This window comes from Tepidimonas fonticaldi (assembly GCF_001675355.1).
GTDB classification, from domain to species: Bacteria; Pseudomonadota; Gammaproteobacteria; order Burkholderiales; family Burkholderiaceae_C; genus Tepidimonas; species Tepidimonas fonticaldi.
Genome location: NZ_LZDH01000056.1, coordinates 712,321 through 735,331, shown reverse-complemented (window position 1 = coordinate 735,331; position 23,011 = coordinate 712,321). Strand labels below are relative to the sequence as shown.

Annotated in this window: 22 protein-coding genes and 2 tRNA genes; 13 read left to right on the top strand and 11 right to left on the bottom strand. The window is 69.8% G+C overall.

Annotated features, from left to right (window positions below; all coding sequences use genetic code 11):
* Positions 1–155: 155 nt before the first annotated feature.
* Entirely contained in the window at positions 156–485 is a 330-nt protein-coding gene (gene fdxA, locus A9O67_RS09290; protein WP_068609472.1) for a ferredoxin FdxA, read from the top strand.
* Positions 486–525: 40 nt separating this feature from the next.
* Positions 526–1,590 carry an NAD(P)/FAD-dependent oxidoreductase gene (locus tag A9O67_RS09285; RefSeq protein ID WP_068609471.1) on the top strand — a complete coding sequence of 355 codons (1,065 nt, stop codon included), beginning with the start codon at positions 526–528 and terminating at the stop codon, positions 1,588–1,590.
* Here A9O67_RS09285 and thiD read toward each other — a convergent pair whose 3' ends face one another.
* Positions 1,591–2,454 carry a bifunctional hydroxymethylpyrimidine kinase/phosphomethylpyrimidine kinase gene (gene thiD / locus A9O67_RS09280; RefSeq protein WP_068609470.1) on the bottom strand — a complete coding sequence of 288 codons (864 nt, stop codon included), beginning with the start codon at positions 2,452–2,454 and terminating at the stop codon, positions 1,591–1,593.
* An 81-nt stretch (positions 2,455–2,535) separates the two neighbouring features.
* On the opposite strand from thiD, the gene A9O67_RS09275 reads away from it, so the two are divergent.
* From A9O67_RS09275 to A9O67_RS09255, 5 genes are all read left to right on the top strand, one after another.
* The gene (locus A9O67_RS09275; protein ID WP_068609469.1) at positions 2,536–3,678 is read left to right on the top strand and encodes an FAD-dependent oxidoreductase; all 1,143 of its coding nucleotides are present in this window, start codon (positions 2,536–2,538) and stop codon (positions 3,676–3,678) included.
* Positions 3,675–3,884 carry a sulfur carrier protein ThiS gene (gene thiS, locus A9O67_RS09270; protein ID WP_068609468.1) on the top strand — a complete coding sequence of 70 codons (210 nt, stop codon included), beginning with the start codon at positions 3,675–3,677 and terminating at the stop codon, positions 3,882–3,884. The genes A9O67_RS09275 and thiS overlap by 4 nt, the downstream gene beginning before the upstream one ends.
* Before the next feature lie 6 nt (positions 3,885–3,890).
* Positions 3,891–4,709, top strand: coding sequence for a thiazole synthase (locus A9O67_RS09265; RefSeq protein ID WP_068609466.1), 819 nt, complete (start codon positions 3,891–3,893; stop codon positions 4,707–4,709).
* Between the two features lie 8 nt (positions 4,710–4,717).
* The gene (locus tag A9O67_RS09260; RefSeq protein WP_068609465.1) at positions 4,718–5,668 is read left to right on the top strand and encodes a thiamine phosphate synthase; all 951 of its coding nucleotides are present in this window, start codon (positions 4,718–4,720) and stop codon (positions 5,666–5,668) included.
* Between the two features lie 11 nt (positions 5,669–5,679).
* A tRNA-Asn gene (locus A9O67_RS09255) sits at positions 5,680–5,755 on the top strand.
* A gap of 54 nt (positions 5,756–5,809) precedes the next feature.
* On the opposite strand, the gene A9O67_RS09250 is transcribed toward A9O67_RS09255, so the two are convergent.
* Both A9O67_RS09250 and A9O67_RS09245 read right to left on the bottom strand, forming a co-directional pair.
* Complete coding sequence (locus A9O67_RS09250) at positions 5,810–7,051, bottom strand: glutamine synthetase family protein (RefSeq protein ID WP_231960289.1); 1,242 nt, start codon at positions 7,049–7,051, stop codon at positions 5,810–5,812.
* Between the two features lie 232 nt (positions 7,052–7,283).
* Complete coding sequence (locus A9O67_RS09245) at positions 7,284–8,636, bottom strand: Rieske 2Fe-2S domain-containing protein (RefSeq protein WP_068609463.1); 1,353 nt, start codon at positions 8,634–8,636, stop codon at positions 7,284–7,286.
* Between the two features lie 146 nt (positions 8,637–8,782).
* On the opposite strand from A9O67_RS09245, the gene A9O67_RS09240 reads away from it, so the two are divergent.
* Positions 8,783–9,361: a LexA family protein gene (locus A9O67_RS09240; protein WP_068609461.1), complete on the top strand. Its 579-nt coding sequence runs from the start codon at positions 8,783–8,785 to the stop codon at positions 9,359–9,361.
* Between the two features lie 29 nt (positions 9,362–9,390).
* Entirely contained in the window at positions 9,391–9,525 is a 135-nt protein-coding gene (locus A9O67_RS13960; protein ID WP_260682259.1) for a hypothetical protein, read from the top strand.
* A gap of 30 nt (positions 9,526–9,555) precedes the next feature.
* Here A9O67_RS13960 and bktB read toward each other — a convergent pair whose 3' ends face one another.
* Positions 9,556–10,740: a beta-ketothiolase BktB gene (gene bktB / locus A9O67_RS09235; RefSeq protein ID WP_068609459.1), complete on the bottom strand. Its 1,185-nt coding sequence runs from the start codon at positions 10,738–10,740 to the stop codon at positions 9,556–9,558.
* Positions 10,741–10,803: 63 nt separating this feature from the next.
* Here bktB and A9O67_RS13160 point away from each other — a divergent pair, with 63 nt between their 5' ends.
* Entirely contained in the window at positions 10,804–11,049 is a 246-nt protein-coding gene (locus tag A9O67_RS13160; protein WP_231960287.1) for a globin domain-containing protein, read from the top strand.
* A gap of 231 nt (positions 11,050–11,280) precedes the next feature.
* Positions 11,281–12,138, top strand: a complete 858-nt coding sequence (locus tag A9O67_RS09230; RefSeq protein ID WP_197484468.1) for a diguanylate cyclase — start codon at positions 11,281–11,283, stop codon at positions 12,136–12,138.
* A 4-nt stretch (positions 12,139–12,142) separates the two neighbouring features.
* On the opposite strand, the gene A9O67_RS09225 is transcribed toward A9O67_RS09230, so the two are convergent.
* From A9O67_RS09225 to A9O67_RS09215, 3 genes are read right to left on the bottom strand one after another with little or no spacing between them, the layout of a single operon-like run.
* Positions 12,143–12,379, bottom strand: coding sequence for a DUF2789 domain-containing protein (locus A9O67_RS09225; RefSeq protein ID WP_068609455.1), 237 nt, complete (start codon positions 12,377–12,379; stop codon positions 12,143–12,145).
* Between the two features lie 28 nt (positions 12,380–12,407).
* Positions 12,408–14,879 (bottom strand): replicative DNA helicase, encoded by a 2,472-nt coding sequence (gene dnaB / locus A9O67_RS09220; protein WP_068609453.1) that lies wholly within the window; start codon positions 14,877–14,879, stop codon positions 12,408–12,410.
* 59 nt (positions 14,880–14,938) lie between these two features.
* Positions 14,939–15,118 carry a hypothetical protein gene (locus A9O67_RS09215; protein ID WP_068609451.1) on the bottom strand — a complete coding sequence of 60 codons (180 nt, stop codon included), beginning with the start codon at positions 15,116–15,118 and terminating at the stop codon, positions 14,939–14,941.
* 56 nt (positions 15,119–15,174) lie between these two features.
* On the opposite strand from A9O67_RS09215, the gene A9O67_RS09210 reads away from it, so the two are divergent.
* Complete coding sequence (locus tag A9O67_RS09210; protein WP_197484467.1) at positions 15,175–17,940, top strand: sensor domain-containing protein; 2,766 nt, start codon at positions 15,175–15,177, stop codon at positions 17,938–17,940.
* A gap of 74 nt (positions 17,941–18,014) precedes the next feature.
* Here A9O67_RS09210 and A9O67_RS09205 read toward each other — a convergent pair.
* From A9O67_RS09205 to A9O67_RS09195, 3 genes are all read right to left on the bottom strand, one after another.
* A tRNA-Val gene (locus A9O67_RS09205) sits at positions 18,015–18,091 on the bottom strand.
* 67 nt (positions 18,092–18,158) lie between these two features.
* Positions 18,159–20,375 carry a RelA/SpoT family protein gene (locus A9O67_RS09200; protein WP_082955476.1) on the bottom strand — a complete coding sequence of 739 codons (2,217 nt, stop codon included), beginning with the start codon at positions 20,373–20,375 and terminating at the stop codon, positions 18,159–18,161.
* Positions 20,372–21,355 (bottom strand): alpha/beta fold hydrolase, encoded by a 984-nt coding sequence (locus tag A9O67_RS09195; protein ID WP_231960285.1) that lies wholly within the window; start codon positions 21,353–21,355, stop codon positions 20,372–20,374. The genes A9O67_RS09200 and A9O67_RS09195 overlap by 4 nt, the downstream gene beginning before the upstream one ends.
* 70 nt (positions 21,356–21,425) lie before the next feature.
* Between A9O67_RS09195 and A9O67_RS09190 the strand changes: the two genes are divergently transcribed.
* On the top strand, positions 21,426–22,196 hold the full coding sequence (locus tag A9O67_RS09190) for a 3-hydroxybutyrate dehydrogenase (protein WP_068609447.1): 771 nt from the start codon (positions 21,426–21,428) through the stop codon (positions 22,194–22,196).
* 9 nt (positions 22,197–22,205) lie between these two features.
* On the opposite strand, the gene A9O67_RS09185 is transcribed toward A9O67_RS09190, so the two are convergent.
* Entirely contained in the window at positions 22,206–22,967 is a 762-nt protein-coding gene (locus tag A9O67_RS09185; RefSeq protein WP_082955475.1) for an SIMPL domain-containing protein, read from the bottom strand.
* Positions 22,968–23,011: the final 44 nt, after the last annotated feature.

The following is a 23,011-nucleotide window of genomic DNA, read 5'->3' as shown; positions in this document are numbered from 1 at the left end:
CCGTGCATGGACACAATAACCGCTTTGCCGGTCGGCGTGCTGACCCAGATCAACCAGCCTCGCGCCCCGAGCGCCTACAATCCGCCCTCTGCCGAGACCCGACGCGCGGCCCACGCCGCGTTGGGGCGCTGGCCGCCCCCGAAAGACCCTGCGCCATGACACACGTTGTTACCGAAGCCTGCATCGCCTGCAAGTACACCGACTGTGTGGACGTCTGCCCCGTGGATTGCTTCCGCGAGGGGCCCAACTTCCTGACCATCGACCCCGACGAGTGCATCGACTGCGCGGTGTGCATTCCGGAGTGCCCGGTCGGCGCCATCTACGCCGAGGAAGACGTGCCGCGCGACCAGCAGCACATGATCGCCCTCAACGCCGAGCTGGCCAAGCTGCCGACCTGGAAGAGCATCACCAAGCGCAAAGCGCCGCTGCCCGAAGCCGAGCAGTACAAGGACAAGACCGGCAAGCTGCCGCTGCTCAAGCGCTGATCGCCCGATCGCAGGAGCGGCGCGCGCCGCCCCGACCACCATGACGTCCGCCTCTCCCATCCGCACCGATGCCGTCGTGATCGGCGCTGGGCCGGTCGGGCTCTATCAGGCCTTTCAGTTGGGCCTGCAAGAGCTGGGCGTACATGTCGTGGAGGGTCTGCCCCACGCCGGGGGGCAATGCGCCGAGCTGTACCCCGGCAAACCCATCTACGATCTGCCGGGCATCCCTGCCTGCAGCGGGCAGGAGCTGACGCAGCGGCTGTTGCAGCAGTTGGCGCCGTTGCGGATCCCCCTGCATTTGGGGCAAATCGTGACGTCGCTGCAGCGCTTGGCGCCCGACAGGGCCGAACCGTCTCCGCGGTTTCGGCTGGCAACGGACGGCGGCCTGGCCTTCGAATGCGATGCGCTCGTCATCGCCGCGGGCGTGGGCGCGTTCCTGCCGCGCAAGGTGCCGGTGCCCGGGCTGGAGGCCTGGGAGGGCCGGCAGGTGCACTACCGCGATCCCCCCGCCGACATCTGGACGGGCCAGCGCATCGTCGTCATGGGCGGGACCGAATCCGCCGCGGCACTGGCGCTGCAACTGGCGGACGGCGGGGCGGCCGATGTCACGCTGCTGCACCGCAACGACCGCTTCGCCATCGACGCCGAACTGGATGAACGGCTGCAGTCCGCCATCGGTGCGGGTTGGGTGCGCCTGTGTATGGGGCAGCCGGTGGGGGCCATCGCCGCCGCCGACGGCCGTCTGGAGGCGCTGGAGATCGCCACCGCCGACGACCGGCGGCTCACGCTGCCGCTGGATCTGTTCATGCCCCGGCTGGGGCTGAATCCGCGCCTCGGCCCGATTGCCGACTGGGGGCTGGCGCTGGAGCGCAAGCACCTGGTCGTGGATACCGAGGGCTACCGCACCTCGGAGCCGGGCATCCATGCGGTGGGCGATGTCAACACCTACCCCGGCAAGCGCAAGCTGATCGTGTGCGGCTTTCACGAAGCGACCCTGGCCGCATTCGCCATCGCCCAATGGCTGCGCCCGCAGGAGCGGGTCGTCCTCGAATACACCACCACCAGCACCCGGCTGCAGCGGCTGCTGGGTGTCGGGCCGGGTTGATCAGTCGAGCAGCCGCATTGGCACCGGCGCATAGCCGTGGTTGAGCGGCCCGCTGCCCTGGCCGGTGCGCACATGCGCGCCGGCGGCAATAGCCCCCCGCACCCAGCCCTGGGCGGATTGCACCGCCTCCTCCAGCGTCTGGCCGATGGCCAGGAACGAGGCGATGGCCGACGACAGGGTGCACCCCGTGCCGTGCACATTGTCGCTGACGATGCGCTCACCGCTGAGGCGGATCCAGTACGCCGGCGGCTCGCCGCGGATGGCCAGCAGGTCGGTGACCACATCCCCGGGCAAGTGCCCGCCCTTGAGCAGCACGGCCGACGCGCCGCGCTGCAGCAGATCGGCGGCCGCGGCCTCCAGCTCCTCCACCTGCGCCAGCGGGCGGCCCAACAGCAACGCGGCCTCGTCCAGGTTGGGGGTCACCACGGTGGCGCGCGGGAACAGCTCGCGCACCAGGCGCTCGATGGTCGCGTCCTCGATCAAGGTGTCGCCGCTGGTGGCCACCATCACCGGGTCCAGCACCACGTTGGGCAGGCGGTAGGTGTCGATGGCCCAGGCCACGGCATCGACGATGTCCGGCGCATGCAGCATGCCGATCTTGACCGCGTCCACGCCGATGTCCTCCACCACGGCGGCGATCTGCTCTTTCAAAAACGACGCCGGCACGCCCTGGATGGCGCGCACCCCCAGGGTGTTTTGCGCCGTCAGTGCCGTGATCGCCGTCATGCCGTAGCAGCCCAGGGCCGCGATGGTCTTCAGATCGGCCTGGATGCCGGCACCGCCACCGGAATCGCTGCCGGCGATGGACAACACCCGCGGGTAGCGCGAGCGGTGCGGGTGGGCAAGATCGTTCAGATGCGACATGTGTGACATTATCCGCCGCCCGTGCACGGACGTGGCGCCCGCGGGCGTGGCGCGGGTTTTCCCTGGGGTACCATCCAGGGCATGCGCTCCCGCGAACCCGTCCTGATCCTCGGCGCCGGCCTGATGGGTCGGCTGCTCGCCCTCACGCTGGCGCGGGCCGGTCACCCGGTTCACATCGTCGATCCCGCCCCCGATGCCACACAGGCCGGGGGCGCCGCCCGCGTCGCGGCCGCCATGCTGGCGCCGCTCGCCGAATCGGCCGTGACCGAGCCCAACGTCGTCGCCATGGGGCGCTACGCGCTGCCCCGCTGGCAGGCGCTGTGCGAGGGGCTGGCGCAACCGGTGTACTTTCAGCAAAACGGCACGCTCATCCTGTGGCACCGCCAGGATGCGCAAGAGGCCGTCCGCTTCGAGGCGCTGCTGCGCCACACCACCGCACGCCTGCCCGATTTGCCCGCCCCGCGCGCGCTGGACGCGCAGGGCGTCGCCGAGCTGGAGCCGGCCGTGGCCGGGCGCTTCCAGCGGGGGCTGTACCTGCCGGACGAAGGCCAGCTCGACAACCGCCAACTGCTCGATGCGCTGCTGGCCACGCTGGCCACGCTGGGCGTGGCGGTGCAGTGGGGCACCGCCATGACGCTGGAGCAAGCCCTCGGCTGGCAGAACGACCACCCAGACGGCTGGGTGCTCGACTGCCGCGGCCTGGGCGCCCGCGAGGACTGGCCTACGCCAAATGCTGCGGGCGGTGGCCCCCTGCGCGGGGTGCGCGGCGAGGTGGCACGCCTGCACGCGCCGGACGTCACCTTGCAGCGCCCCACCCGGCTGCTGCATCCGCGCTACCCCATCTACATCGCCCCCAAGCCGGGCCATCTGTTCGTCATCGGCGCCACCCAAATCGAGTCCGATGACCTGTCCCCGGCCAGCGTGCGCTCCACCCTCGAGTTGCTCAGCGCCGCTTATGCCGTCCACCCCGGCTTTGCCGAGGCCCGCGTGCTGGAGTTGTGCGCCCAATGCCGACCCACCCTGCCGGACAATCTGCCCGCGGTCGTCGAGCGCGCACCGCGCGTGCTGCAGATCAACGGGCTGTACCGCCACGGGTTCATGATCTCGCCCGCGGTGCACGACGCCGTCATCGAGTATCTGCAGACCGGCCGCACCGACCTGGCGCAGCGCCTGGGGCTGGCATTCGCCCGGGCCGAGGCCGACGCCCCCGTCCGCACACCATGAAGATTTGGATCAACGCGCAACCCGCAGAACTGCCCGACGGCGCCAGCGTCGCCGACGCGGTGGCCCGCGCCACCGATGGCCAGCCCCCCCAAGCGCCGTTTGCCGTGGCCGTCAACCTGCAGTTCGTGCCGCGCGCACAATACGCCCTCACGCCGCTGCGCGATGGCGACCGCGTCGAAGTCATCGCCCCCGTCACTGGCGGCTGACCCACCATGACCGCACTCCCCACCCCAGCGTCCCCCCCGTCCGATCCGCTCCTCCTGTACGGCCAAGCGTTTGGCAGCCGCCTGATGCTGGGCACGGCGCGCTACCCCTCGCCCGCCGTGCTCGAGCAGGCCGTCCTGCGCGCCTCGCCCTGCATGCTGACCGCATCGCTGCGCCGCCAGGGGGCGCTGGGCCTCGATGCCTCGCACGGCTTTTGGACGCTGCTGCAGCGCCTGGGCGTGCCGGTGCTGCCCAACACCGCCGGCTGCCACAGCGTGCAGGAGGCCGTCACCACCGCCGAAATGGCGCGCGAGGTGTTCGGCACCGAGTGGATCAAGCTCGAGCTGATCGGCGACGACTACACGCTGCAGCCCGACACGCTGCAACTGCCCGTGGCAGCGGACCTGCTGATCCAACGCGGCTTCAAGGTGTTGCCCTACTGTACCGACGACCTGGTGCTGTGCCAGCGCCTGCTGGACGTGGGCTGCCAAGCCGTCATGCCGTGGGCGGCCCCGATTGGCACCGGCCTGGGCCCCGTCAACCCGCACGCCCTGCGCACGCTGCGCGAGCGCCTGGACGTGCCGCTGATCGTGGATGCGGGGCTGGGCCTGCCGTCCCACGCCTGCCAGGTGATGGAATGGGGCTTCGACGCCGTGCTGCTCAACACCGCCGTGGCGCTGGCGCAGGACCCGGTCGCCATGGCGGGCGCCTTTGCCGATGCGGTCGCGGCAGGTCGTGCCGCCTATCTGGCGGGGGCGATGGCCCCTCAAGCATCGGCGCAGCCCAGCACCCCCGTGCTGGGCACCCCCTTCTGGCACCAAGGCTGAAACTCCCCATGCCCCCCGCCCCCGCTGTCCTCGACGCCCCCCTGTCCGCGGTGGACGCCATCGTGCAGCACCACCGTGCGCTGCGGATCGAGCGCGACGCCGACCCCACGGCCACCCCCGCCGATGGCACCGTGCAGGCCGTGGCCTACGCCGCGGCGCGTCGCCTCGGCTTCGTGGATGGGGACGCGCAGTGCGTCGCGCAGGCCTGGGCCCGGCGCAGCGCCCGCCGCCCGTTCGACCCCGCCGACTGGCCGGACGATCCGGCGGACTTTGGGTTCGACCCGCCCGCGGCCCGCTTTGCCCCCTGCCCGCATCGGCTGGGGCTGTACGCCGTGTTGCCGGACGCGGCCTGGGTGGCCCGCATGGCACGTGCCGGGGTGCCCACGCTGCAACTGCGCTTCAAACACCCCGATCCCGAACGCATCACCCATGAAGTGCGCGCCGCCGTCGCCGCCGTGCGCAGCACACCCGCGCGGCTGTTCATCAACGACCACTGGCGCGACGCCATCGCCGCCGGCGCCTACGGCGTCCACCTGGGGCAAGAGGATCTGGACACCCTGACGACGGACGATCTGGCCCGCCTGCGCGACAGCGGGCTGCGCCTGGGGCTCAGCACCCACGGCTACGCCGAAATGGCGCGTGCCTGGCGCGTGGGGCCCAGCTACCTGGCGCTGGGGGCCGTGTTCCCCACCACACTCAAAGTCATGCCCACCGCCCCGCAGGGGCCGCAACGGCTGGCGCATTACGCCCGCTTGGCGCGCGACGTGCCCACGGTCGCCATCGGCGGCATCGGCCTGGCCGAGTTGCCCGCCATCGCAGCCAGCGAGGTGGGGTCGTTCGCCGTGGTGCGGGCCATCACCGGTGCCGACGAACCCGAGGCAGCGGCGGCCACTCTGATGCGCACCTGGGCCCGCCTGCAGACTGGCGCGCAGGAGCAAAGGGCCGGCGAAGGGTTATAATGGAAGCTTGTTCCCCGATAGCTCAGTCGGTAGAGCGCCGGACTGTTAATCCGTAGGTCCCTGGTTCGAGCCCAGGTCGGGGAGCCAGCAAAATCAATGACTTAGCCCGCTTCGCGCGGGCTTTTTGCTTTTCCCAGCCGCTCACAACCGACTGAAATACTCCCGCCGCTCGAAGGCCTCGCGGTCCTCGGCCGCGGTGTAGCGCTGCCACTCCAGCCCCTTGATCTGGCGAATGTAGGCCACCCAGTCGTGGCCCAGCCGTTCGGTCAGCGCCGTGTCCTGGTCCAGGGCGTCGAGCGCCTCACCCAGGCTGGTCGGCAAAGGGGTGGCGGTCGAGCCGTACGGGTCCTCGGTGGCAGGCGGCGGCATCAGCCCCCGCTCCAGGCCGTCCAGTCCGGCTTCGATCTGCGCGGCCAGGTACAGGTAGGGATTGGCCGCCGGCTCGCCGATGCGGTTTTCGATCCGGGTGGCCGCATCGCCGCAACCACCGATGACGCGCAGCATGGCGCCGCGGTTGTCGCGCCCCCACTGCACCGACTGCGGGGCCAGCGCATGCGGGCGAAAGCGCCCGTAGCCATTGGCCGTGGGGGTGCAGAAAACGGCCATGCCGCGCGCATGCGCCAGCAGGCCGGCCAGATAGTGCGCGCCGGCGTCGGACAACACGCTGCGCGCGTCGCTGGGGGTGCAATCGGGCGCAGGCGCCGCGCGGCACATGGCGTTGGCACCAGTGGCCAGATCGACCAGCGACTGGTGCAAATGCCACCCGCTGGACATGATTTGGGCAAACGGCGGCCGGCACATGAACGTGGCGTGGTAGCCCGCCTCGCGCAGCGCCATGCGCACCGCGTTGCGAAACAGCACCATGTTGTCCGCCGCCGTCAACGCATCGGTGACGTCGAACACCGCCTCCACCTGGCTGGGGCCCATCTCGGCCTCCAGCGACGACAGCGGCAGGCCCAAGCCCTGCGCCGTCTGGCGCACGATGCGCAGGGCGGCGTCGGCCTGGTCCAGCCAAGCCTCGGAGAGCAACTGGTAGCCCGGGTGGATCATGCGCACCGCCGGGGGCTCGCCCGGCCAGGCGGCGCACCGCGGGTCGGTCTGCGCGCCGTCGTCCACGATGCGGTAGATGTGGAACTCGACCTCCAGCCCGCAGCGCAGGCCATAGCCCCGCGCGGCCAGGCGCTGCAAGGCGCGCTGCAACAGGCGGCGGCTGTCGAAGGGGACGGGCCGGCCGTCGGCAAACCACGCCTGCGCGCGCAGCCAGCCGGTGGAGGGCCGCCACGGCAGCACCCGGAAACTGGCCGGATCGGGCAGCAGCACCACATTGTTGGCTTGCCCGAAGCCGGGCAGATCGGCTGCCCCCCGGGCTGGAAAACCGGCCACGCCGTGCGGTCCGATGTGTCCTTGAGCAGCAGCGTGGATACCATGCCGACCCCGCCGTGCAAGGCGGCGCGAACGGCCGCCGGCGTCAGGGCCTTGGCGCGGCTGATGCCGTGAATGTCGCACCATGCCACCCGCACCAGATCCAACCCGCCGGACTCGATGGCGGCCAGCACCGCCTCGGCGGCCCGCTGCCGCTCGGGCGAGTGTTCGCCGCAGCGGAGGGCGAAATCGCTCATGCCGCCGTGGCCGCGCGATGGTCGGACGGATGGTCGGACCGCGGGTCTGCCCGCCGCTGCGACAGCCACGGCGCGCGTCGCCGCTTGTCCTGGGCCTGCTGCTGCCACCAGCCGGCCCAGTCTCCGGCCGGGGCGATGCCGTCCACCGTATCGGGCCCGGCGATCTGATCGTGCAGCGCCGCATCCGCCACCCCGGGGGCCTCTCCCCCGGCCTGCACGGTGTCGATGGCCTGCAGCAACAGGCGCCGGTGCGCCATGATGACCTTGTCCGTCGTGCCCAAATGCTCCCGAGTGCGGTCCTGAATCGGGCCCATGCTCTCGACCGCCCATTGGTCGTGGACGTTGATGTCCTCCTCCCCCATCCCGAGGTAGGTGCGTTCGCGCTGCTCCCGCGGGTCGAACCCCCACTGGTTGTGGCGCCCAGCCTTGGGCAGGTAGTGCGGCGGTTCGATGAACTGCGCCCGCTGGGCGCGCATGGCCACCTTGTCCACCGGCTTGTCGAAGCTGGTGAAAAACGCATACCAGTAGGTGCGCGTGTCGTCCACGGGCACATGCATCTGGGTGATGGTGAGCGCCTCGGTCATGGCCCGCAGCGTGGTGAGCTGAAAGCCCCACGAGCGCGGCTCGAAGCGGATGTCGGGGCGGTGGAACTCGCGCATGATGCGCGTCATGGGCCAGCGCTGGCCATCGGCCTCGCCCAGGCTGGCGCTGCGGAACTGCTTGCCCGCCGCGTTATCCCCGATGGCCTCCAGAGGCGCATCGTTCAAGAAGCGGTGCAAAAACGACGTGTGCGCCGGATCGATGCCCACCTCGAAGGCCTGCAGCCAATTGCAGTGCCACAAGCCCTTGAAGGCAAACACATGGGTATCGGGCGCCACCCAACAGTCCAGCCGCGGCAACGGTGGGGGCGAGCGCCCCTCCTCCCACAGCCACGCAAACAGCACCCCGCTGCGCTCGACGACCGGGTAGCTGCGCTGTCGCACCCGGTCGCACAGCGTGCTGCCCAGCGGCTCTGCCGGCGTCTCCAGACAGCGGCCGGTGGCGTCGAACTTCCAGCCATGGAAGGGACAGCGCACGCCATCCCCCTCGTGCCGGGCAAAGGCCAAATCGGCATTGCGGTGCGGGCAGTCCCGATCCAACAGGCCCCAGCGCCCGAGGTCGTCGCGGAACAGAATCATGTCCTGCCCCAGCACGCGCACGGCCTTCAGCGGGCGCTCGGCCATGCGGGAATCGAGGGCGGGGTCGAACTCCTCCGCCAAGGCCACCGGCTGCCAGTAGCGGCGCAACAGTGCTCCGCAGGGCGTTCCCGGCCCGATCCGGGTCAGACGTTCGTTTTGCTCGGCCTTCATGGGCAACGCGCCTCCTGCACACGCGACGTGGCAGATATAGCGCGCTCCTCCCGCGCTGTCCATGGCCGATGGCGCGCGCCGTTGACAGCCACCCACGATTCACTCACAATGGTGAACATTTATTCACTCGAGTACCGGTTCTTGCCATGTCGGACGATCAACACCTCAACGCCCTGCGGGTGTACTGGAAGGCGCACAAGGCCTTCCCCTCCATGGCGCGGCTGGCCGACGTGCTCGGGCTGTCGTCGTCGGGCGGCGTGTTCAAGGTGATCGGCCGGCTGGTGGACGCCGGCTACCTGGAGCGGGTGGATGGCCGCATCGCCCCGACACGCCAGTTTTTTGCGTTGCCGGTGCTGGGCCAAGTGCGGGCCGGGCTGCCACAGCCGGAAGACCAATCCGCCGGCCTGGAGAGCGTGGGGGTGGAGGACTATCTGATTCGCCACCCGGAGCGCACGGTGTTCTGCCGCGTCCGGGGCGACTCCATGAAGGACGCGGGCATGCTCGACGGCGACATGCTGGTGGTCGAGCGCAACCGCCCCACAAAGCCCGGCGACATCGTGGTGGCGGTGGTGGACAACGAGCTGACCGTCAAGCACCTGTACCCGCTCAAGGGCGCCGCGGGCTGGGTGCTCAAGCCCGCCAACCCCGACTACCCCGACATCATCGCGCACCAGTCGCTCGAGGTGCTGGGGGTGGTGGTCGGGGTGTTCCGGCGCCACGACTGACCCACTACCCCAGACGGAGACGATGCGACATGAGCCTCAAAGCCTGGATCCGCAAGCTCACCGGCAAAGGGGGCGCGCTCAACCGCGCCACCTCGGCCCGTGACGTGTGCCGCCTCAACGCGATCGCGATGGCGTCCCGGGTGTCGGTGTACGAACTCGACTGACGCCCGGGATCGCCACCGGTGGGCGCAGCGTCAGACCCGCTCGAAAATCGCGGCGATGCCTTGTCCGCCGCCGATGCACATGGTCACGAGGGCATAGCGGCCGTTGATGCGCTGCAGTTCGTGCAAGGCCTTGACGGTGATGAGCGCACCGGTCGCCCCGATCGGGTGACCCAGCGAGATGCCGGAACCGTTGGGATTGACCTTGGCCGGATCCAGCCCCAGGTCGCGCGTGACGGCACAGGCCTGAGCAGCAAAGGCCTCGTTGGCCTCGATGACGTCCAGATCGTTGACGCTCAGGCCCGCCTTTTGCAGCGCCAGGCGCGACGCCGGCACCGGGCCAATACCCATATATTTGGGGTCCACCCCGGCGTGCGCATAGGTCACCAGCCGCGCCATGGGCTTCAGGCCGCGGGCCTGCGCCGTGCGGGCGTCCATCAGCAGCACGGCCGCCGCCGCATCGTTGATGCCGGAAGCGTTGCCGGCCGTCACCGTGCCGTTTTCTTTCAGGAAAACGGGCTTGAGCTTGGCCAGTTCTTCCATCGTTGCGTTGGGACGGAAGTGCTCGTCGGTCGCATAGGCTACTTCGCCCTTGCGGGTCTTGATCGTCACGGGGATGATCTGGTCCTTGAAGTAACCCGCCTCGGTCGCCCGCTGGGCGCGTTGGTGGCTTTCCAGCGCCAGACGGTCCTGGTCCTCGCGGGTGATGCCCCATTTGGCGGCAATGTTCTCCGCCGTCACGCCCATGTGGATGTTGTGGAAAGGATCGTGCAACGCACCCACCATCATGTCCACCAGTTTGGTGTCCCCCATGCGGGCACCCCAGCGCGTGTTCAGGCTGGCAAAGGGGGCACGGCTCATGTTTTCGGCGCCACCGCCGATGGCGATGTCGCAGTCACCCAGCAGAATCGACTGCGCCGCCGACACGATGGCCTGCAGACCCGAGCCGCACAGGCGGTTGACGTTGAACGCGGGCGTGCCCTCGGCACAGCCGCCCTGGAGGGCTGCCACACGGGACAGATACATGTCCTTCGGCTCGGTGTTGACGACGTGACCAAAGACCACATGGCCGACGTCCTGCCCCGGCGTCTGGGCACGGGCCAAGGCCTCGCGCACCACGATGGCTCCCAGCTCGGTGGGGGGCACGTCTTTCAGGCTGCCGCCAAAGGTGCCGATGGCGGTGCGCACGGCGCTGACGACGACGACTTCACGGGTCATGACGGGGTCTCCGATAAATCAAAACAGGGGCGATGCGCCACTGGACATCATAGCTGCCTGACGGTGGCACCCCCAGACGTTCGAGAAAAGCGCGCGGATCGTGCGTGGCGACAAAGGCCTCCAAAGCGTCACCCGGCACAGCGGGGCGACGCACGCCAGAATCTGTTCGAGTTTCTCTCCGGCTGGCTGGGCGGCCCGCCGCTGTATGCTCAGAAGCACGGCCACCCGCGCCTATGCACGCGCCTGGCGCTGGCCGATGCGCTGCAAACTGGCCGACCACATGGTCAACTCACGCCGGCAACAGCCTGAGCGACACCATCCCCAAAATGGGGGATGGCCAAGGTCAACCCGAATTTATAGCATAGCTTTTTTATCGGATTTGACCTGCTGCCCTCATGCACCGTCAACCGCTACTGCCAGCTTCACCGACTTCCGAGACGGCAGGTGCGGCGTGGCCTTGGCCGGCGCCACCCGAGGCGCTGCTGGCACTGGCCGCCGACTGCGGTCTGGACAATGGACGCGCAGTTGCGCCTCGTGCGCATGGCACGAATCGACGGCCAGCCGTTGCCGTCCGGCCTGGAGCGGGCGCTGGGCGTGGCGGTGGACATCACCGCGCGCAAGCGCACCGAACAAACCTTGCGCGAGGTGCGGGCGGATCTGACGGCGACGCTGCGCGCCCTGCCGGACCTGATGTTCGAAGTCGACCGCGAGGGCACCTTCCACCACGTGCACGCTCCCCGGCCGGAGTTGCTGCTGGTGCCGCCGGACGCCATCGTCGGCCGCAACCAGCGCGACCTGCTGCCACCGGGGACCCTGCGCGAGGCCGAGCTGAGCGAGCTGGCGTTCTACGACGCGTTGACCGGGCTGCCCAACCGCCGGCTGCTGCTGGACCGCATCGAGCAAACACTGCTGCGCCAGGCACGCGAGCCGTCGTGGTGCGCACTGCTGTTCATCGACCTGGACGATTTCAAACGGGTCAACGATCACCACGGCCACGGCGTCGGCGACCAGGTGCTGACCGTGTTGGCGCAGCGTTTGCGCGCCAGCGTGCGCGAGACGGACCCCCTGGGGCGGTTGGCCGGCGACGAGTTTGTCGCCTTGCTGCCTGACCTGGGCGAGAACGCCGCTGCGGCGCGCCGGGTAGCGCAACGGGTGGCGCGTACACTCGTGCGCACGCTGGGCACCCCACTGCACGACCGCCCGGCGATCACGCCGTCCGCCAGCGTCGGGGTGCTGATGTTCCGCGGTCACCACGCCGTGGCGGACCTGCTGGCGCAGGCCGACTGGCTGATGTACCGCGCCAAGGACGCCGGCAAGGGTCAGCTGACCCTGCGCTGGTACGGCCGTGAAGCGCCCACACCCGCCCCCCGCCCGCCGGCACCGCGGCGCCACGGCTGACGCCTCAGCCGCGGCGCAAGGCAGCGTCGAGCTGCTCGACCACCTCGGCCCAGTCGGCGTCCTCGCACACCGCCTCACGCAGAAACCGTGCCTGCGCCGGGGTCCACCAAGGCGCATCGGCCAGCGCGACGCCAGCCGGCAACGGTGCGTGCGTCTGCACGAAAGCCTCGATCGAGGCCGCATCGTCGGGCAGGCCAAGCTGCCGGAACAGTTCACTCAGGGGGTGGAACGTCTGCTGCATCGCGTCGATCCTTTCGTCGTCAACCGCCTCAGTAACCGCTGTCGTAACCCGCCAGGTTCTCAAAGCGGGTCAGCGCGTTGAGGAACGCCAGCTTGACGGTGCCCGTGGGACCGTTGCGCTGCTTGCCGATGATGATCTCGGCCACGCCCGGCTCTTTGCACTGGTCCTTGGTGTAGTACTCGTCGCGGTAGATGAACATGATGATGTCCGCGTCCTGCTCGATCGCGCCCGATTCGCGCAAATCGGACATCATCGGCCGCTTGTCGGTGCGCTGCTCCACCCCGCGGTTGAGCTGCGACAGCGCGATCACCGGGCACTGCAGCTCCTTGGCCAGCATCTTCAGGCCGCGCGAGATTTCGCCCAGCTCGGTCGCGCGGTTTTCGCCGTCGCTGTTGGTGCCGCTCATGAGCTGCAGATAGTCCACCACGATCAATCCGAGCTTGCCGCACTGACGCGCCAGCCGGCGCGCGTTGGCCCGCAGCTCGGACGGCGTCAGGCCCGGCGTCTCGTCGATGTAGAGCGAGATGTTGCGCAGCTTCTCGATCGCTTCGGTCAGGCGCGGCCATTCGTCGGGTGTGAGTTTGCCGGTGCGCAAATGCCCTTGATTGATGCGGCCGATGGAGCCGACCACCCGCACCGCCAGCTGCGCCGCGCCCATTTCCATCGAAAACACAGCCACCGGTAACCCCTCGTTGAGGGCCACGTGCTCGGCAATGTTGATCGCAAACGCGGTGTTGTGGGTGACGATGTCGCCGTCGGTGATGTACAGGCGTGACGGGTGGCTGACGGCGATGCACTGGCACTCGGCGTCGCGGCTTGGTTCGATGGCGACGATGTTGAGCCGTTTCTGGCGCATCCGCTCGGGTCGCAGCCGCGCCTGCTTGTCCGACAGCAGCAGCAACTGGTCGGGCTGCGGATGGGCAATGTTGAGCACGTGGGCCGGACGGCCGGGGCGGACCTGCCCCTGCGCGTCGCGAAACGTCGTCGCGCGGACATGCACGCGGCACCAGCCGCCCAGCGAGCGCACCAGCTCGGCCACGTCCTGCGCCAGCTGGGGGCTGGCGGTCGTGAAGCGGATGCTGCCCCCGCGCTCGACCCAGCCGTCGGTGTCGAGCAACCCGCGCAGCAGGTCCAGGCGCGCCGAGCGGGACGCCTCGAGGTACAGGCGCGGGATGAACTTGTGCTCGCTCGACACGCCGGTCAGCCCGAGCGCATCCAGCGCCTGGCGCAGCGGGTTCGGCAGCACCCCGGCCTGACCGGCCGCGTGGGCGCCGCCGCGGCGCACGATGCGGTGGTCCACCGCCGAGGCGGCGCTGAGCGCAAGCTCCCCGCCCAGCCGTTCGGCCAGGCGCTGCAGCATCTGGTCCGACGCGGTGGCAAAGCGCACCGTCCCGCGGCCGGTCAGGTTGCCGTCGCCCAGCAGCGCCCCCAGCACCCACGGGTCGATCGGCAGCGGCTCCTGGTGGCCGAACTCGCCGCTGTGCGGCTCGATCCAGACGCGGTTGCGGTAGCGTGCCTTGCCGAGCAGCACGATGAGCTCGGCGGTGCTGAGCACGCGCGGCTCGGCCCAGTGGCGGCAGTGCACCCGCCACAGGTGTTCGGCACAGCATTCGGTGCTGCGCCCGTCCGACAGCGTGACGCGGTACAGCGCGCGCCGCCCCTGCGGGTAGATGCCGGTCACGATCGACGGCCGCCCGTCGACCGAGGCCAGCGCGTCGCCGACGCGCAACTCGCCCATGCGCTTCCAGCCGGTGAGCGTGCGCACGCGGGCGTCCAGCGGCTGGGCCTTGCCCATGCTCGGCCGCGCCGCGATGATGATCAGGTCGCCCGGCTGCAGGCCGGCGGTCATGCGGTCCAGGTCGATGAAGCCGGTGGGCACCCCGGTGATGTCGTTGGGGTTGTCGGCCATCTCCTGCACGCGGTCGAGCAGCTCCACCACCAGCTTGTCCATCGACTGGAAGCCCTGCTTCATGCGGCTGCCTTCCTCGCCGATCGACAGGATCTTCTGCTCCGCCTCGTCCAGGATGGTCGCGACCGCCTTGCCGCGCGGCGCAAACGCCTGCGAGGCGATGTCGTCGCTGGCAGCGATCAGCTTGCGCAGGATGGCACGCTCGCGCACGATCTCGGCATAGCGGCGGATATTGGCCGCGCTGGGCACGAACTGCGCGAGCTGGTTCAGGTAGGCCAGCCCCCCCACGTCGTCGGCTCGGCCCAGGCTGGCCAAGTGCTCGTACACCGTGATGACGTCGGCCGGCTTGTTGGCGTTGATCAAGGCGGCAATCGACTCGAACACCCGCTGGTGCTCGGGGCGGTAAAAGTCGGTTTCGGTCACCAGATCCGCCACCCGGTCCCAGGCCCCGTTGTCCAGCAACAGGCCGCCCAGCACGCTGGACTCCGCCTCCAGCGAGTGCGGCGGCACGCGCAACTGGGTGAGCTGCGGGTCGTCGTAGTGGGGCACGACCGGATCGGTCGGCAGGGGGTAAGACAGTTCGTCGCTCATTGGTCCGGATTGTGGCAGCACGCCGCCGGGCGCGGGCAGGAGTGGCCCCGGCGACACCGTCAGCGGGGCACGGCGTCGCCCGGCGGTGGCACTCCCAGGCGTTCGAGGAAGGCGCGCGGATCGTGCGCGGCGACGAAAGCCTCGAAGTCGTCGGCGGGCACGGCGGGACTGACCAGCCAGCCCTGCAGATGGTCGCAGCCCGCCTGTGCCAAAAAGCGCGCCTGCTCCCATGTCTCCACCCCCCTCGGCCAGGGTCTGCATGTCCAGCGCCTGCGCCAACTGGACGATGGCGCGGATGATGGCCTCGTCGACGGGCCCCACCCCCACGGTGTGGAATCTGGCGCTGGCCGCCTTGGCCATGGCGATGAGCGAGTATTTCTTCACGCTCTACGCCCTGGCCACGGACGTCTACAACCTGCTGGGGCATGTCTACAAGATCGTCGCCTACGGCTTTTTGTACCGCGGGCTGTCCGCCTCCACCATCGCGCAGCCGTATCTGGCGCTGCAACGATCACAATCCGAGTTGCAAGCCACGATCAGCACCTTGCCCGATCTGCTGTTCGAGATGGACGCCCGGGGCGTCTATCTGGCCATCCATGCGCGGGAACGCCATGCACTCACGGCCCCGCCGAGCGAGTTGCTGGGCCGCAATCTGCAGGCGGTCATGCCACCAGACGCCGCACAGCAGTGCTTTGCCGCGATGGACGAGGCGCGCCGCACCGGGATTTCGCGCGGGCGGCGGATCCGCCTGCCGCTGCCGCAGGGGCCGCGGTTTTTCGAGCTGTCGGTGGTCCTGAAGCCACCCAGCGGCCCGCCGGACCGGCGGGAGCCCACCTTTTTGGTACTGTCGCGGGACGTCACCGAAACCGTGCACAACGAGCAGCGCATCGAGCGCGAAGCCCGGCTGAACGCCGCCATCCTGGACCTGCGCGACCATGTCGATCGGGAGCAGGAAAGCGAGTTTTTTCGCCGCGGCGTGGAGCACGCGGAGCGGCTGACGGGCAGCGTGATCGGGTTCGTCCACCTGGTCCACGAGGACCAGGACACCATCGAACTGGTGTCCTGGTCGTCGAGCACACTGCAAAACTACTGCACCGCCACCTACGACCGGCACTACCCCGTCAGCCGCGCCGGCATCTGGGCGGAGGCCTTGCGGCAGCGCCGCGCCGTCGTTTTCAACGACTATGCGCAGGCACCGGAGCGGCGCGGCCTGCCCCCGGGCCATGCGCCGCTGCAGCGGCTGGTGAGCCTGCCCGTGGTGCGGGGCGACCGTGTGGAACTGCTGATGGGCGTGGGCAACAAGCCCGAGGACTACACCGACGCCGACGTCGAGCTGCTGCAGCGGCTGGCCGACACCCTGTGGTCGCTGGTGACCCAACGGCGCCAGCAGGCGCTCATTCTGCGCCTGTCGCAGGCACTGGAGCAAAGCCCCTACCCCGTGCTGATCACCGACACCCATGGGGCAATCCAGTACGTCAACCGCGCATTCACCCAGGTCAGCGGCTACGAGGCGGCCGAGGTGATCGGCGCCAATCCCCGGCTGTTTCAGTCGGGCCAGACCCCGCCCGAGACCTACGCCGGGCTGTGGCAGACACTGGAGCGTGGCCAGCCGTGGGAAGGCGAATTCATCAACCGGCGCAAAGACGGCGGCATCTATTTCGAAAAGGCTGCCATCTACCCGATTCGCGACGAGTCCGGGCAGCTCACCCACTACGTCGCGCACATGGAGGACGTGAGCCTGCGGCGCGAGGTCGAGCAACGCATCCGCAACCTGTCCGACTTCGACCCGTTGACGGGTTTGATGAACAAGAAGGCCTTCGAGGAGCGGCTGCACAGCGAGGTGCACCTGGCACGCAGCCGTGGCGAGCCGCTGTCGCTGCTGTGGTTCAACCTGGACAACTTCAAAGTGGTCAACGAATCCCTGGGCCACCCGGTGGGTGACGAGCTGCTGGTGGAGACCGCGCACCGCCTGCGCGAGGCACTCGGCCCCGACACGGCCCTGGCGCGCTACGCGGGTGACTCCTTCGTCGCGTTGATGCCGCGCGCACCGCAAAGTGCGGTGGCCCTGTCGGCGCGCGCCGCCCTGCAGGCCGTGCAGGCGCCGCTGACCGTGCGCGACAACCTGCTCTCGGTCGGGGCCTCGGTCGGCATCGCGGTCTTTCCGGCCGATGCGGACAGCGCCACGGCCCTGGTATCCGCCGCGGAAAGCGCCATGTTCCGCATGAAGCAGGAGGGCCGCAACGGCCTGCGCTTCTTCTCGCCGGATCTGCAGGCCAACACCCAGCGCTCGCTCGAACTGGCAGCGGCCCTCAAGGGCGCGATTGCGGCCAACGAGCTGTTTTTGGTGTTTCAGCCCCAGATGGCGCTGCGCGACGGCCGCCTGACCGGGGCCGAGGCCCTGTTGCGCTGGCAGCACCCCAAATGGGGGGCGGTGTCGCCGGCGGAATTCATTCCATTGGCGGAACAGACGGGCAGCATCGTGCCCATCGGCCGGTGGGTGCAGCGGCAGGCGCTGCGGACGGTGCGCGCCTGGGACGAAGCCGGCTTGCCCCCCATCACCCTGGCCATCAACGTATCGGCGGTGCAGTTTGCGCAGACCGAGCTGGTCGATGAGCTGTGCACCATGGCGCGCGACGCGGGCGTGCCGCCCGAGCGCATCGAGATCGAACTGACCGAGGCGGTCGCCTTGCGCGACCCAGTGGCCGCGGGCAAGACGCTGCAGCGCCTGCACAACGCGGGCTTTCGCCTGTCGATCGACGACTTCGGCACGGGGTACTCGTCGCTGAGCTATCTGCGCGATTTCTCGGTCAACAAGCTGAAGATCGACCGCTCGTTCGTCCGCGACATCGCCCACGACGAGATGGCGCGCCGGCTGGTCCGGACGATGGTGGACATGGCGCACGCCCTGGGCATGACGGCCATCGCCGAAGGGGTGGAAACGGACGAGCAGCGCGCGCATCTGCAAGCCTGCGGATGCGACGAAATCCAGGGCTTTCTGTACAGCCGGCCGCTGGAGGCGGACGCCTTTGTGGCATTCGCCCGCGCCAACGCCCGCCCCTGACCGGGCACAAACAACACCCGGCACAAAAAACAAAGGCCCGGAGGTGACTCCGGGCCTATGTGATGTGGGTATTTTGGTAGGCGCGATTGGACTCGAACCAACGACCCCCACCATGTCAAGGTGGTGCTCTAACCAGCTGAGCTACGCGCCTGTCGCGTCTAAGCACATCGGTGCATCGACAGAACCGAGACTATAGCAGAAAAACGGGCCGATCGCCGTCAGCGGCGCCAGACTTTCTGCACCCCCGGCACGTCGGTGAGCACCGCCATCACGCGGCTGACGCGGGTCGCGTCGCTGACCTCCACGGTAAAGGTCATCCACGCCACGCCCTTGACGGATTGGGTTTGCACGCCGATGACGTTGATCTTCTCGCGCGCGAAGGCTTCGGAAATGTCGCGCAACAGGCCCTGGCGGTCCTGGGCCTGCACGCCCACGTCCACCGCATAGACGGGGGCATGGGGCCCTACGGGGGCGCTGCCGGACCACTCCACCTCGATCACCCGGCCGGGCTGGCGGCGGGCCAGGGCCAAAAAGTCGGGGCAGTCGGCGCGGTGCACGCTCACCCCCTTGCCTCGGGTGACGAAGCCGCGTATGTCGTCGGGCGGCGCGGGCTTGCAGCAGCGCGCCAGCGTGGTCATGAGGGACCCCACCCCCACCACCAGCACGCCACCGGGGCGCCCGCCGGGCTGGCTGCGCGCCTTTTTCAGCACCAGTTCGTCGGGCGGCGGGGGCGGCTCGGCACGGTGGAGCTGCTGTTCGATGGCGCGCAGCGTCAAGGCCTCCTTGCCCACGGCTTCGAACAGATCGTCCGGAGTCTCGAACCCCAGCTCCAGGGCCAGGTCTTCCAGCTTGACGGCGGTTTTGCCTTCGCGCTGCAGCAGCCGCTCGACCTGCTCGCGGCCCCGCGCGATGTTGTCGGCCGCAGCCTGCGCGTTGAACCAGGCGCGCACCTTGGCCTTGGCGCGGTGACTGACCAGATAGCCCGCTTCGGGGTTGAGCCAGTCGCGCGACGGCCCGCCCTCCTTGGCCGCGACGATCTCCACCGTCTGGCCATTGGCCAGCGGGGTGTTCAGGGGCACCATCTGCCCATCGACGCGTGCGCCGCGGCAGCGGTGGCCCAGATCGGTGTGCACGGCGTAGGCGAAATCGACCGGCGTGGCCCCCTTGGGCAGCTCGACGATGGCTGCCTGCGGCGTCAGCACATAGATGCTGTCGTCGAACAGGCCGTGCGACAGGCCGCTCAAATCGCGCTGCCACGCCAGCAACTGGCGCAGCACCGCGATCTTGGCGTCGTAGGACGACCCGGCGGTCACGCCGGCATAGCCCTTGGTGCCGGCCTCCTTGTAGGCCCAGTGCGCCGCCACGCCGTGCTCGGCGTGCTCGTGCATAGCCCGGGTGCGGATCTGGATCTCGAAGGCGCGCCCCTGCTCGTCGCGCACCACGGTGTGCAGCGACTGGTAGCCGTTGGGCTTGGGCTTGGCGATGTAGTCGTCAAACTCGTCGGGCACCGGCGAGAAATGCGCGTGCACCCACGCCAGCACGCGGTAGCAGTCGTCCACCGTCTCGACGATCACGCGCAGCGCCCGCAGGTCGTAGACCTGGTCGAAATCGAGCGACTTGCCACGCATCTTCTTGACGATGCTGTAGATGTGCTTGGGCCGGCCCTGTACCTGGGCGGACAGGCCGAGGGCGGCCAGCTCGCGTTCCAGGCGCTGGCGGACGTGCTCGACATGCGTCTCGCGCTCGACCCGCTTTTCGTCGAGCAGCCGGGCGATGTGCTTGTAGGTGTCCGGCTCCAGAAAGCGGAAGGCCAGGTCCTCCAGCTCCCACTTGAGCTGCCAGATGCCCAGGCGGTTGGCCAGCGGCGCGAACACCTGCAGCGACTCGGCGGCGAGCGAGCGCTCCGGCAGGCGCTTGACGGCGGCGTGGTAGCGCAGCGTCTGCAGGCGCGAGGCCAGCCGCAGCAGCACCACGCGCAGGTCGCGCGAGAAGGCGAGCAGCATCTTGCGCACGTTTTCGGTCTGCGCGGCATCCAGCGCCGACGCGGCGGCGTCGGCCGGCGCGCTGCGCTGGCGCGCCTGGCGCTGCAACTGGATGAGTTTGTTGGTCTCGATGGCGACGTCGGCGAACGCCTCGCCAAAGGCCTTGGCGATGATCTCGCGCGGGCGGGCGAGGAAGGGGCTGGCGTAGACCAGATACACGCAGGCTTGCAGGTCCGGCGTGCCCCCGATGCGGCCGAGGATCTGGACCACGGCGTCGGCGTGGTCGAGCACGGGCTCGCCGGTGTCCAGCGTTTCGCCGCTGAGCAGGGGCTCGGCAAACGCCCGGGCGCGCTGCAAGGCGCGGCCGTCGCTGTCGGCGGGAGTGGCGAGCGCGGCCGTGATCGCCGTGGCCGCGCCGGGGGCTTCGTCCTCGTGGGTGGGGCGGCTGATCATGGCGCAAGCAGAAAGTCCCGCACGACCCACACCTGGTCCTCCTGCACCAGGGTCGGGGCGTGGCCCACCCCGGCAAACTCCACCAGCCGCGCGCGCGGGCCGCGCTGCGTCATGGCAACGGCTGTGGCGCGGGACAGCAGGTCCGACTCGGCTCCGCGCAACAGCAGCGTGGGGCAGGTGATGGCGTCGTACATCGCCCACAGGCCCGCCTCGCCCGCCTGCTGCGCCGCCGAGCGGGCCTGGGCCGCGGCGACGGGGTCGGCCGCCTGGGCCGCGCGCTGGGCCTCCAGCAGGGCGCGAAACGGCACCGCGATGGCAGGGTCGTAGTGCAGCGTCCACCCCCCCGCGACCGGCCGCAGCATCGGGCGCGTGAGCGCCAGCCACTGCTCGGGCGTGTGCGGGCCGAAGGCGCTGGACACCTCCCAGAGCGCGTCCGCCGCGGCCTGCTCGCTGGGATAAACGGGCTGCTGGCCCAGATACCGGGCAATGCGCTCTAGCGAGGCGGGCTCGATCACCGGCCCGACATCGTTGAGAACCAGCCGGTGCAAGCCCATGGCGGGCTGCGACGCCAGCGCCATGCCGATCAACCCGCCCATGCTGGTGCCCACCCAGTCGATGCGCAGCGCATAGGGCTCGGCGGTGCCGGTCGCCTGGGCATGGCGCTGGCGCAGATGGGCCAGCAGAACCGCCAGGTCGTTCACGTAGGTCGGGATCTGGTAGGCCATCGGATCGTCGAGCCAGTCGCTCTGGCCGCGGCCAGCCACATCCACGCACACGACGGCCGCGTGGGGCGCCAGCGCCCGGGCCAGCACATCGAAGTCGCGCGCCTGGCGCGACAGGCCGTGCACGCACACGACGACATGGCTGGGGTGGGCGGCTCCGGTGGCGTTCCATTCCCACCAGGCGATGCGACGGGGCTCGCCATGCGCAGCGCGGGGGCCAGGAACGGCCAGGTGATGCAGCGTCGGTTCCATGGACATGTGTGGCTGATAATGCGTGCGATTTCGTCGACTTCGATCGCCAGATCGTAAAGGAATTGGAGCGCGCACCATGCTGAAGCACAAGACGGCCCTCGTCACCGGATCCACCAGCGGCATCGGGCTGGGCATCGCCAAGGCCCTGGCCCGCCAAGGGGCCAACATCGTCCTCAACGGCTTTGGCGATGTGGACGGGGCGCGGGCGGAGATCGCCGCGCTGGGCGTGGACGTGCTCTACCATGGCGCCGACATGAGCCGGCCGGCCGAGATCGAGGACATGATGCGGACCGCCGCCGAGCGCTTTGGCCGCGTCGACATTCTGGTCAACAACGCCGGCATCCAGCACGTGGCGGCGATCGAGGACTTTCCGCCGGAGCGCTGGGACGCCATCATCGCGATCAACCTGAGCAGCGCCTTCCACACCACGCGGCTGGCGCTGCCGGCCATGAAGGCGGCCAACTGGGGACGCATCATCAACGTCGCCTCGGTGCACGGCCTGGTGGCCTCGGCGCAGAAATCCGCTTACGTGGCCGCCAAGCACGGCATCGTGGGGCTGACCAAGGTGGTGGCGCTGGAGACGGCCACCACCGGCGTCACCTGCAACGCCATCTGCCCGGGCTGGGTGCTGACGCCGCTGGTGCAAAAGCAGGTGGACGCCAAGGCCGCGGCCCTGGGCATCAGCAATGAGGAGGCGACGCGCCTGCTGCTGGGCGAGAAGGAGCCTTCGATGCAGTTCACCACGCCCGAGGAACTGGGCGAACTCGCGGTGTTTTTCTGCTCGCCGGCTGCCAACAATGTGCGCGGCGCGGCCTGGAACATGGACGGCGGCTGGGCTGCCCAGTGACGGGGCGCGTCACTTCAGCCGCACGGCGCCCGAGACGGTGACCTGCAGCAGCGCCTGCCCCGGCTCCACCGGCAGCGCGGGGGCGGCGTCCGCGCCGTTGGCCGCCATGGCGCGCAGCAACGGGCGCGGCTCCGGCCCCGGGGTCTGCGTGCCGACGTGGGCCTCGCGCAGCTCGTAGCCCTGGAAACCGAAGGCCCGCGCCACCTCCGCGGCCTGTTGGCGAAAGGCCTCGATCGCCTGCCCGCGCACCGCCGCCTCGGCCTGCCGGGCGGCCTCGCGGCTGAGCGACATCTGCAGCCCCGTGACGGCCATGCCCGGCAGCTCGGCCGCCAGGGCGGCGATGCCCGCCAGGTCCCGCCCCTGCAGCAGCAGCTCGGCGCTGCCCTGCCAGCCGGTGATCTGCCCGTCGCGCCCGTAGCGCGGCTGGACCTGGAAGCCGCCGCTGGCCACCTCCAGCCGTCCGGCCCGCTCGCGCGGGCGGATATGCGCCAGCGCCTGATCCAGCGTTCGCCGCAGGTGCGCTTGCACGGCGGCGGCATCGGGAGCTTGGTGGCGCACCGCCACGGTGACGGTGATCCAGTCCTGCGGCAGGCGCTGCTCGGCCTGGGCGCTGAGGTGCACCACGTTCGCTTCCGGCACCCCCTGGGCCAGCAGCGGCAGCGGCGCGCCCAGGCACAGGGCCCACACGACGGCGCTCGACGACAACGCGCCGCGCAGCCCGCAACGCGCAAGGACAGCGGGGGTGCGGGGAATCATTCGGGCAAACGGCATGGGGTACTCCTGGGGCGACGGAAAGCCTGCAGTGTGCCACCGGC

Bases quoted from the DNA above. Each gene is read 5' to 3' on its own strand.
- A9O67_RS09210 (WP_197484467.1), top strand. From the start codon at position 15,175: ATGATGGCCTCGTCGACGGGCCCCACCCCCACGGTGTGGAATCTGGCG.
- A9O67_RS13960 (WP_260682259.1), top strand. From the start codon at position 9,391: ATGAGCCTCAAAGCCTGGATCCGCAAGCTCACCGGCAAAGGGGGCGCG.
- A9O67_RS09285 (WP_068609471.1), top strand. From the start codon at position 526: ATGACGTCCGCCTCTCCCATCCGCACCGATGCCGTCGTGATCGGCGCT.
- dnaB (WP_068609453.1), bottom strand. From the start codon at position 14,879: ATGAGCGACGAACTGTCTTACCCCCTGCCGACCGATCCGGTCGTGCCC.
- A9O67_RS09265 (WP_068609466.1), top strand. From the start codon at position 3,891: ATGACCGCACTCCCCACCCCAGCGTCCCCCCCGTCCGATCCGCTCCTC.
- A9O67_RS09260 (WP_068609465.1), top strand. From the start codon at position 4,718: ATGCCCCCCGCCCCCGCTGTCCTCGACGCCCCCCTGTCCGCGGTGGAC.
- A9O67_RS09230 (WP_197484468.1), top strand. From the start codon at position 11,281: ATGGCACGAATCGACGGCCAGCCGTTGCCGTCCGGCCTGGAGCGGGCG.
- A9O67_RS09240 (WP_068609461.1), top strand. From the start codon at position 8,783: ATGTCGGACGATCAACACCTCAACGCCCTGCGGGTGTACTGGAAGGCG.
- A9O67_RS09195 (WP_231960285.1), bottom strand. From the start codon at position 21,355: ATGTCCATGGAACCGACGCTGCATCACCTGGCCGTTCCTGGCCCCCGC.
- A9O67_RS09190 (WP_068609447.1), top strand. From the start codon at position 21,426: ATGCTGAAGCACAAGACGGCCCTCGTCACCGGATCCACCAGCGGCATC.
- A9O67_RS09200 (WP_082955476.1), bottom strand. From the start codon at position 20,375: ATGATCAGCCGCCCCACCCACGAGGACGAAGCCCCCGGCGCGGCCACG.
- A9O67_RS09185 (WP_082955475.1), bottom strand. From the start codon at position 22,967: ATGCCGTTTGCCCGAATGATTCCCCGCACCCCCGCTGTCCTTGCGCGT.
- thiD (WP_068609470.1), bottom strand. From the start codon at position 2,454: ATGTCGCATCTGAACGATCTTGCCCACCCGCACCGCTCGCGCTACCCG.
- A9O67_RS09245 (WP_068609463.1), bottom strand. From the start codon at position 8,636: ATGAAGGCCGAGCAAAACGAACGTCTGACCCGGATCGGGCCGGGAACG.
- thiS (WP_068609468.1), top strand. From the start codon at position 3,675: ATGAAGATTTGGATCAACGCGCAACCCGCAGAACTGCCCGACGGCGCC.
- A9O67_RS09225 (WP_068609455.1), bottom strand. From the start codon at position 12,379: ATGCAGCAGACGTTCCACCCCCTGAGTGAACTGTTCCGGCAGCTTGGC.
- bktB (WP_068609459.1), bottom strand. From the start codon at position 10,740: ATGACCCGTGAAGTCGTCGTCGTCAGCGCCGTGCGCACCGCCATCGGC.
- fdxA (WP_068609472.1), top strand. From the start codon at position 156: ATGACACACGTTGTTACCGAAGCCTGCATCGCCTGCAAGTACACCGAC.
- A9O67_RS09275 (WP_068609469.1), top strand. From the start codon at position 2,536: ATGCGCTCCCGCGAACCCGTCCTGATCCTCGGCGCCGGCCTGATGGGT.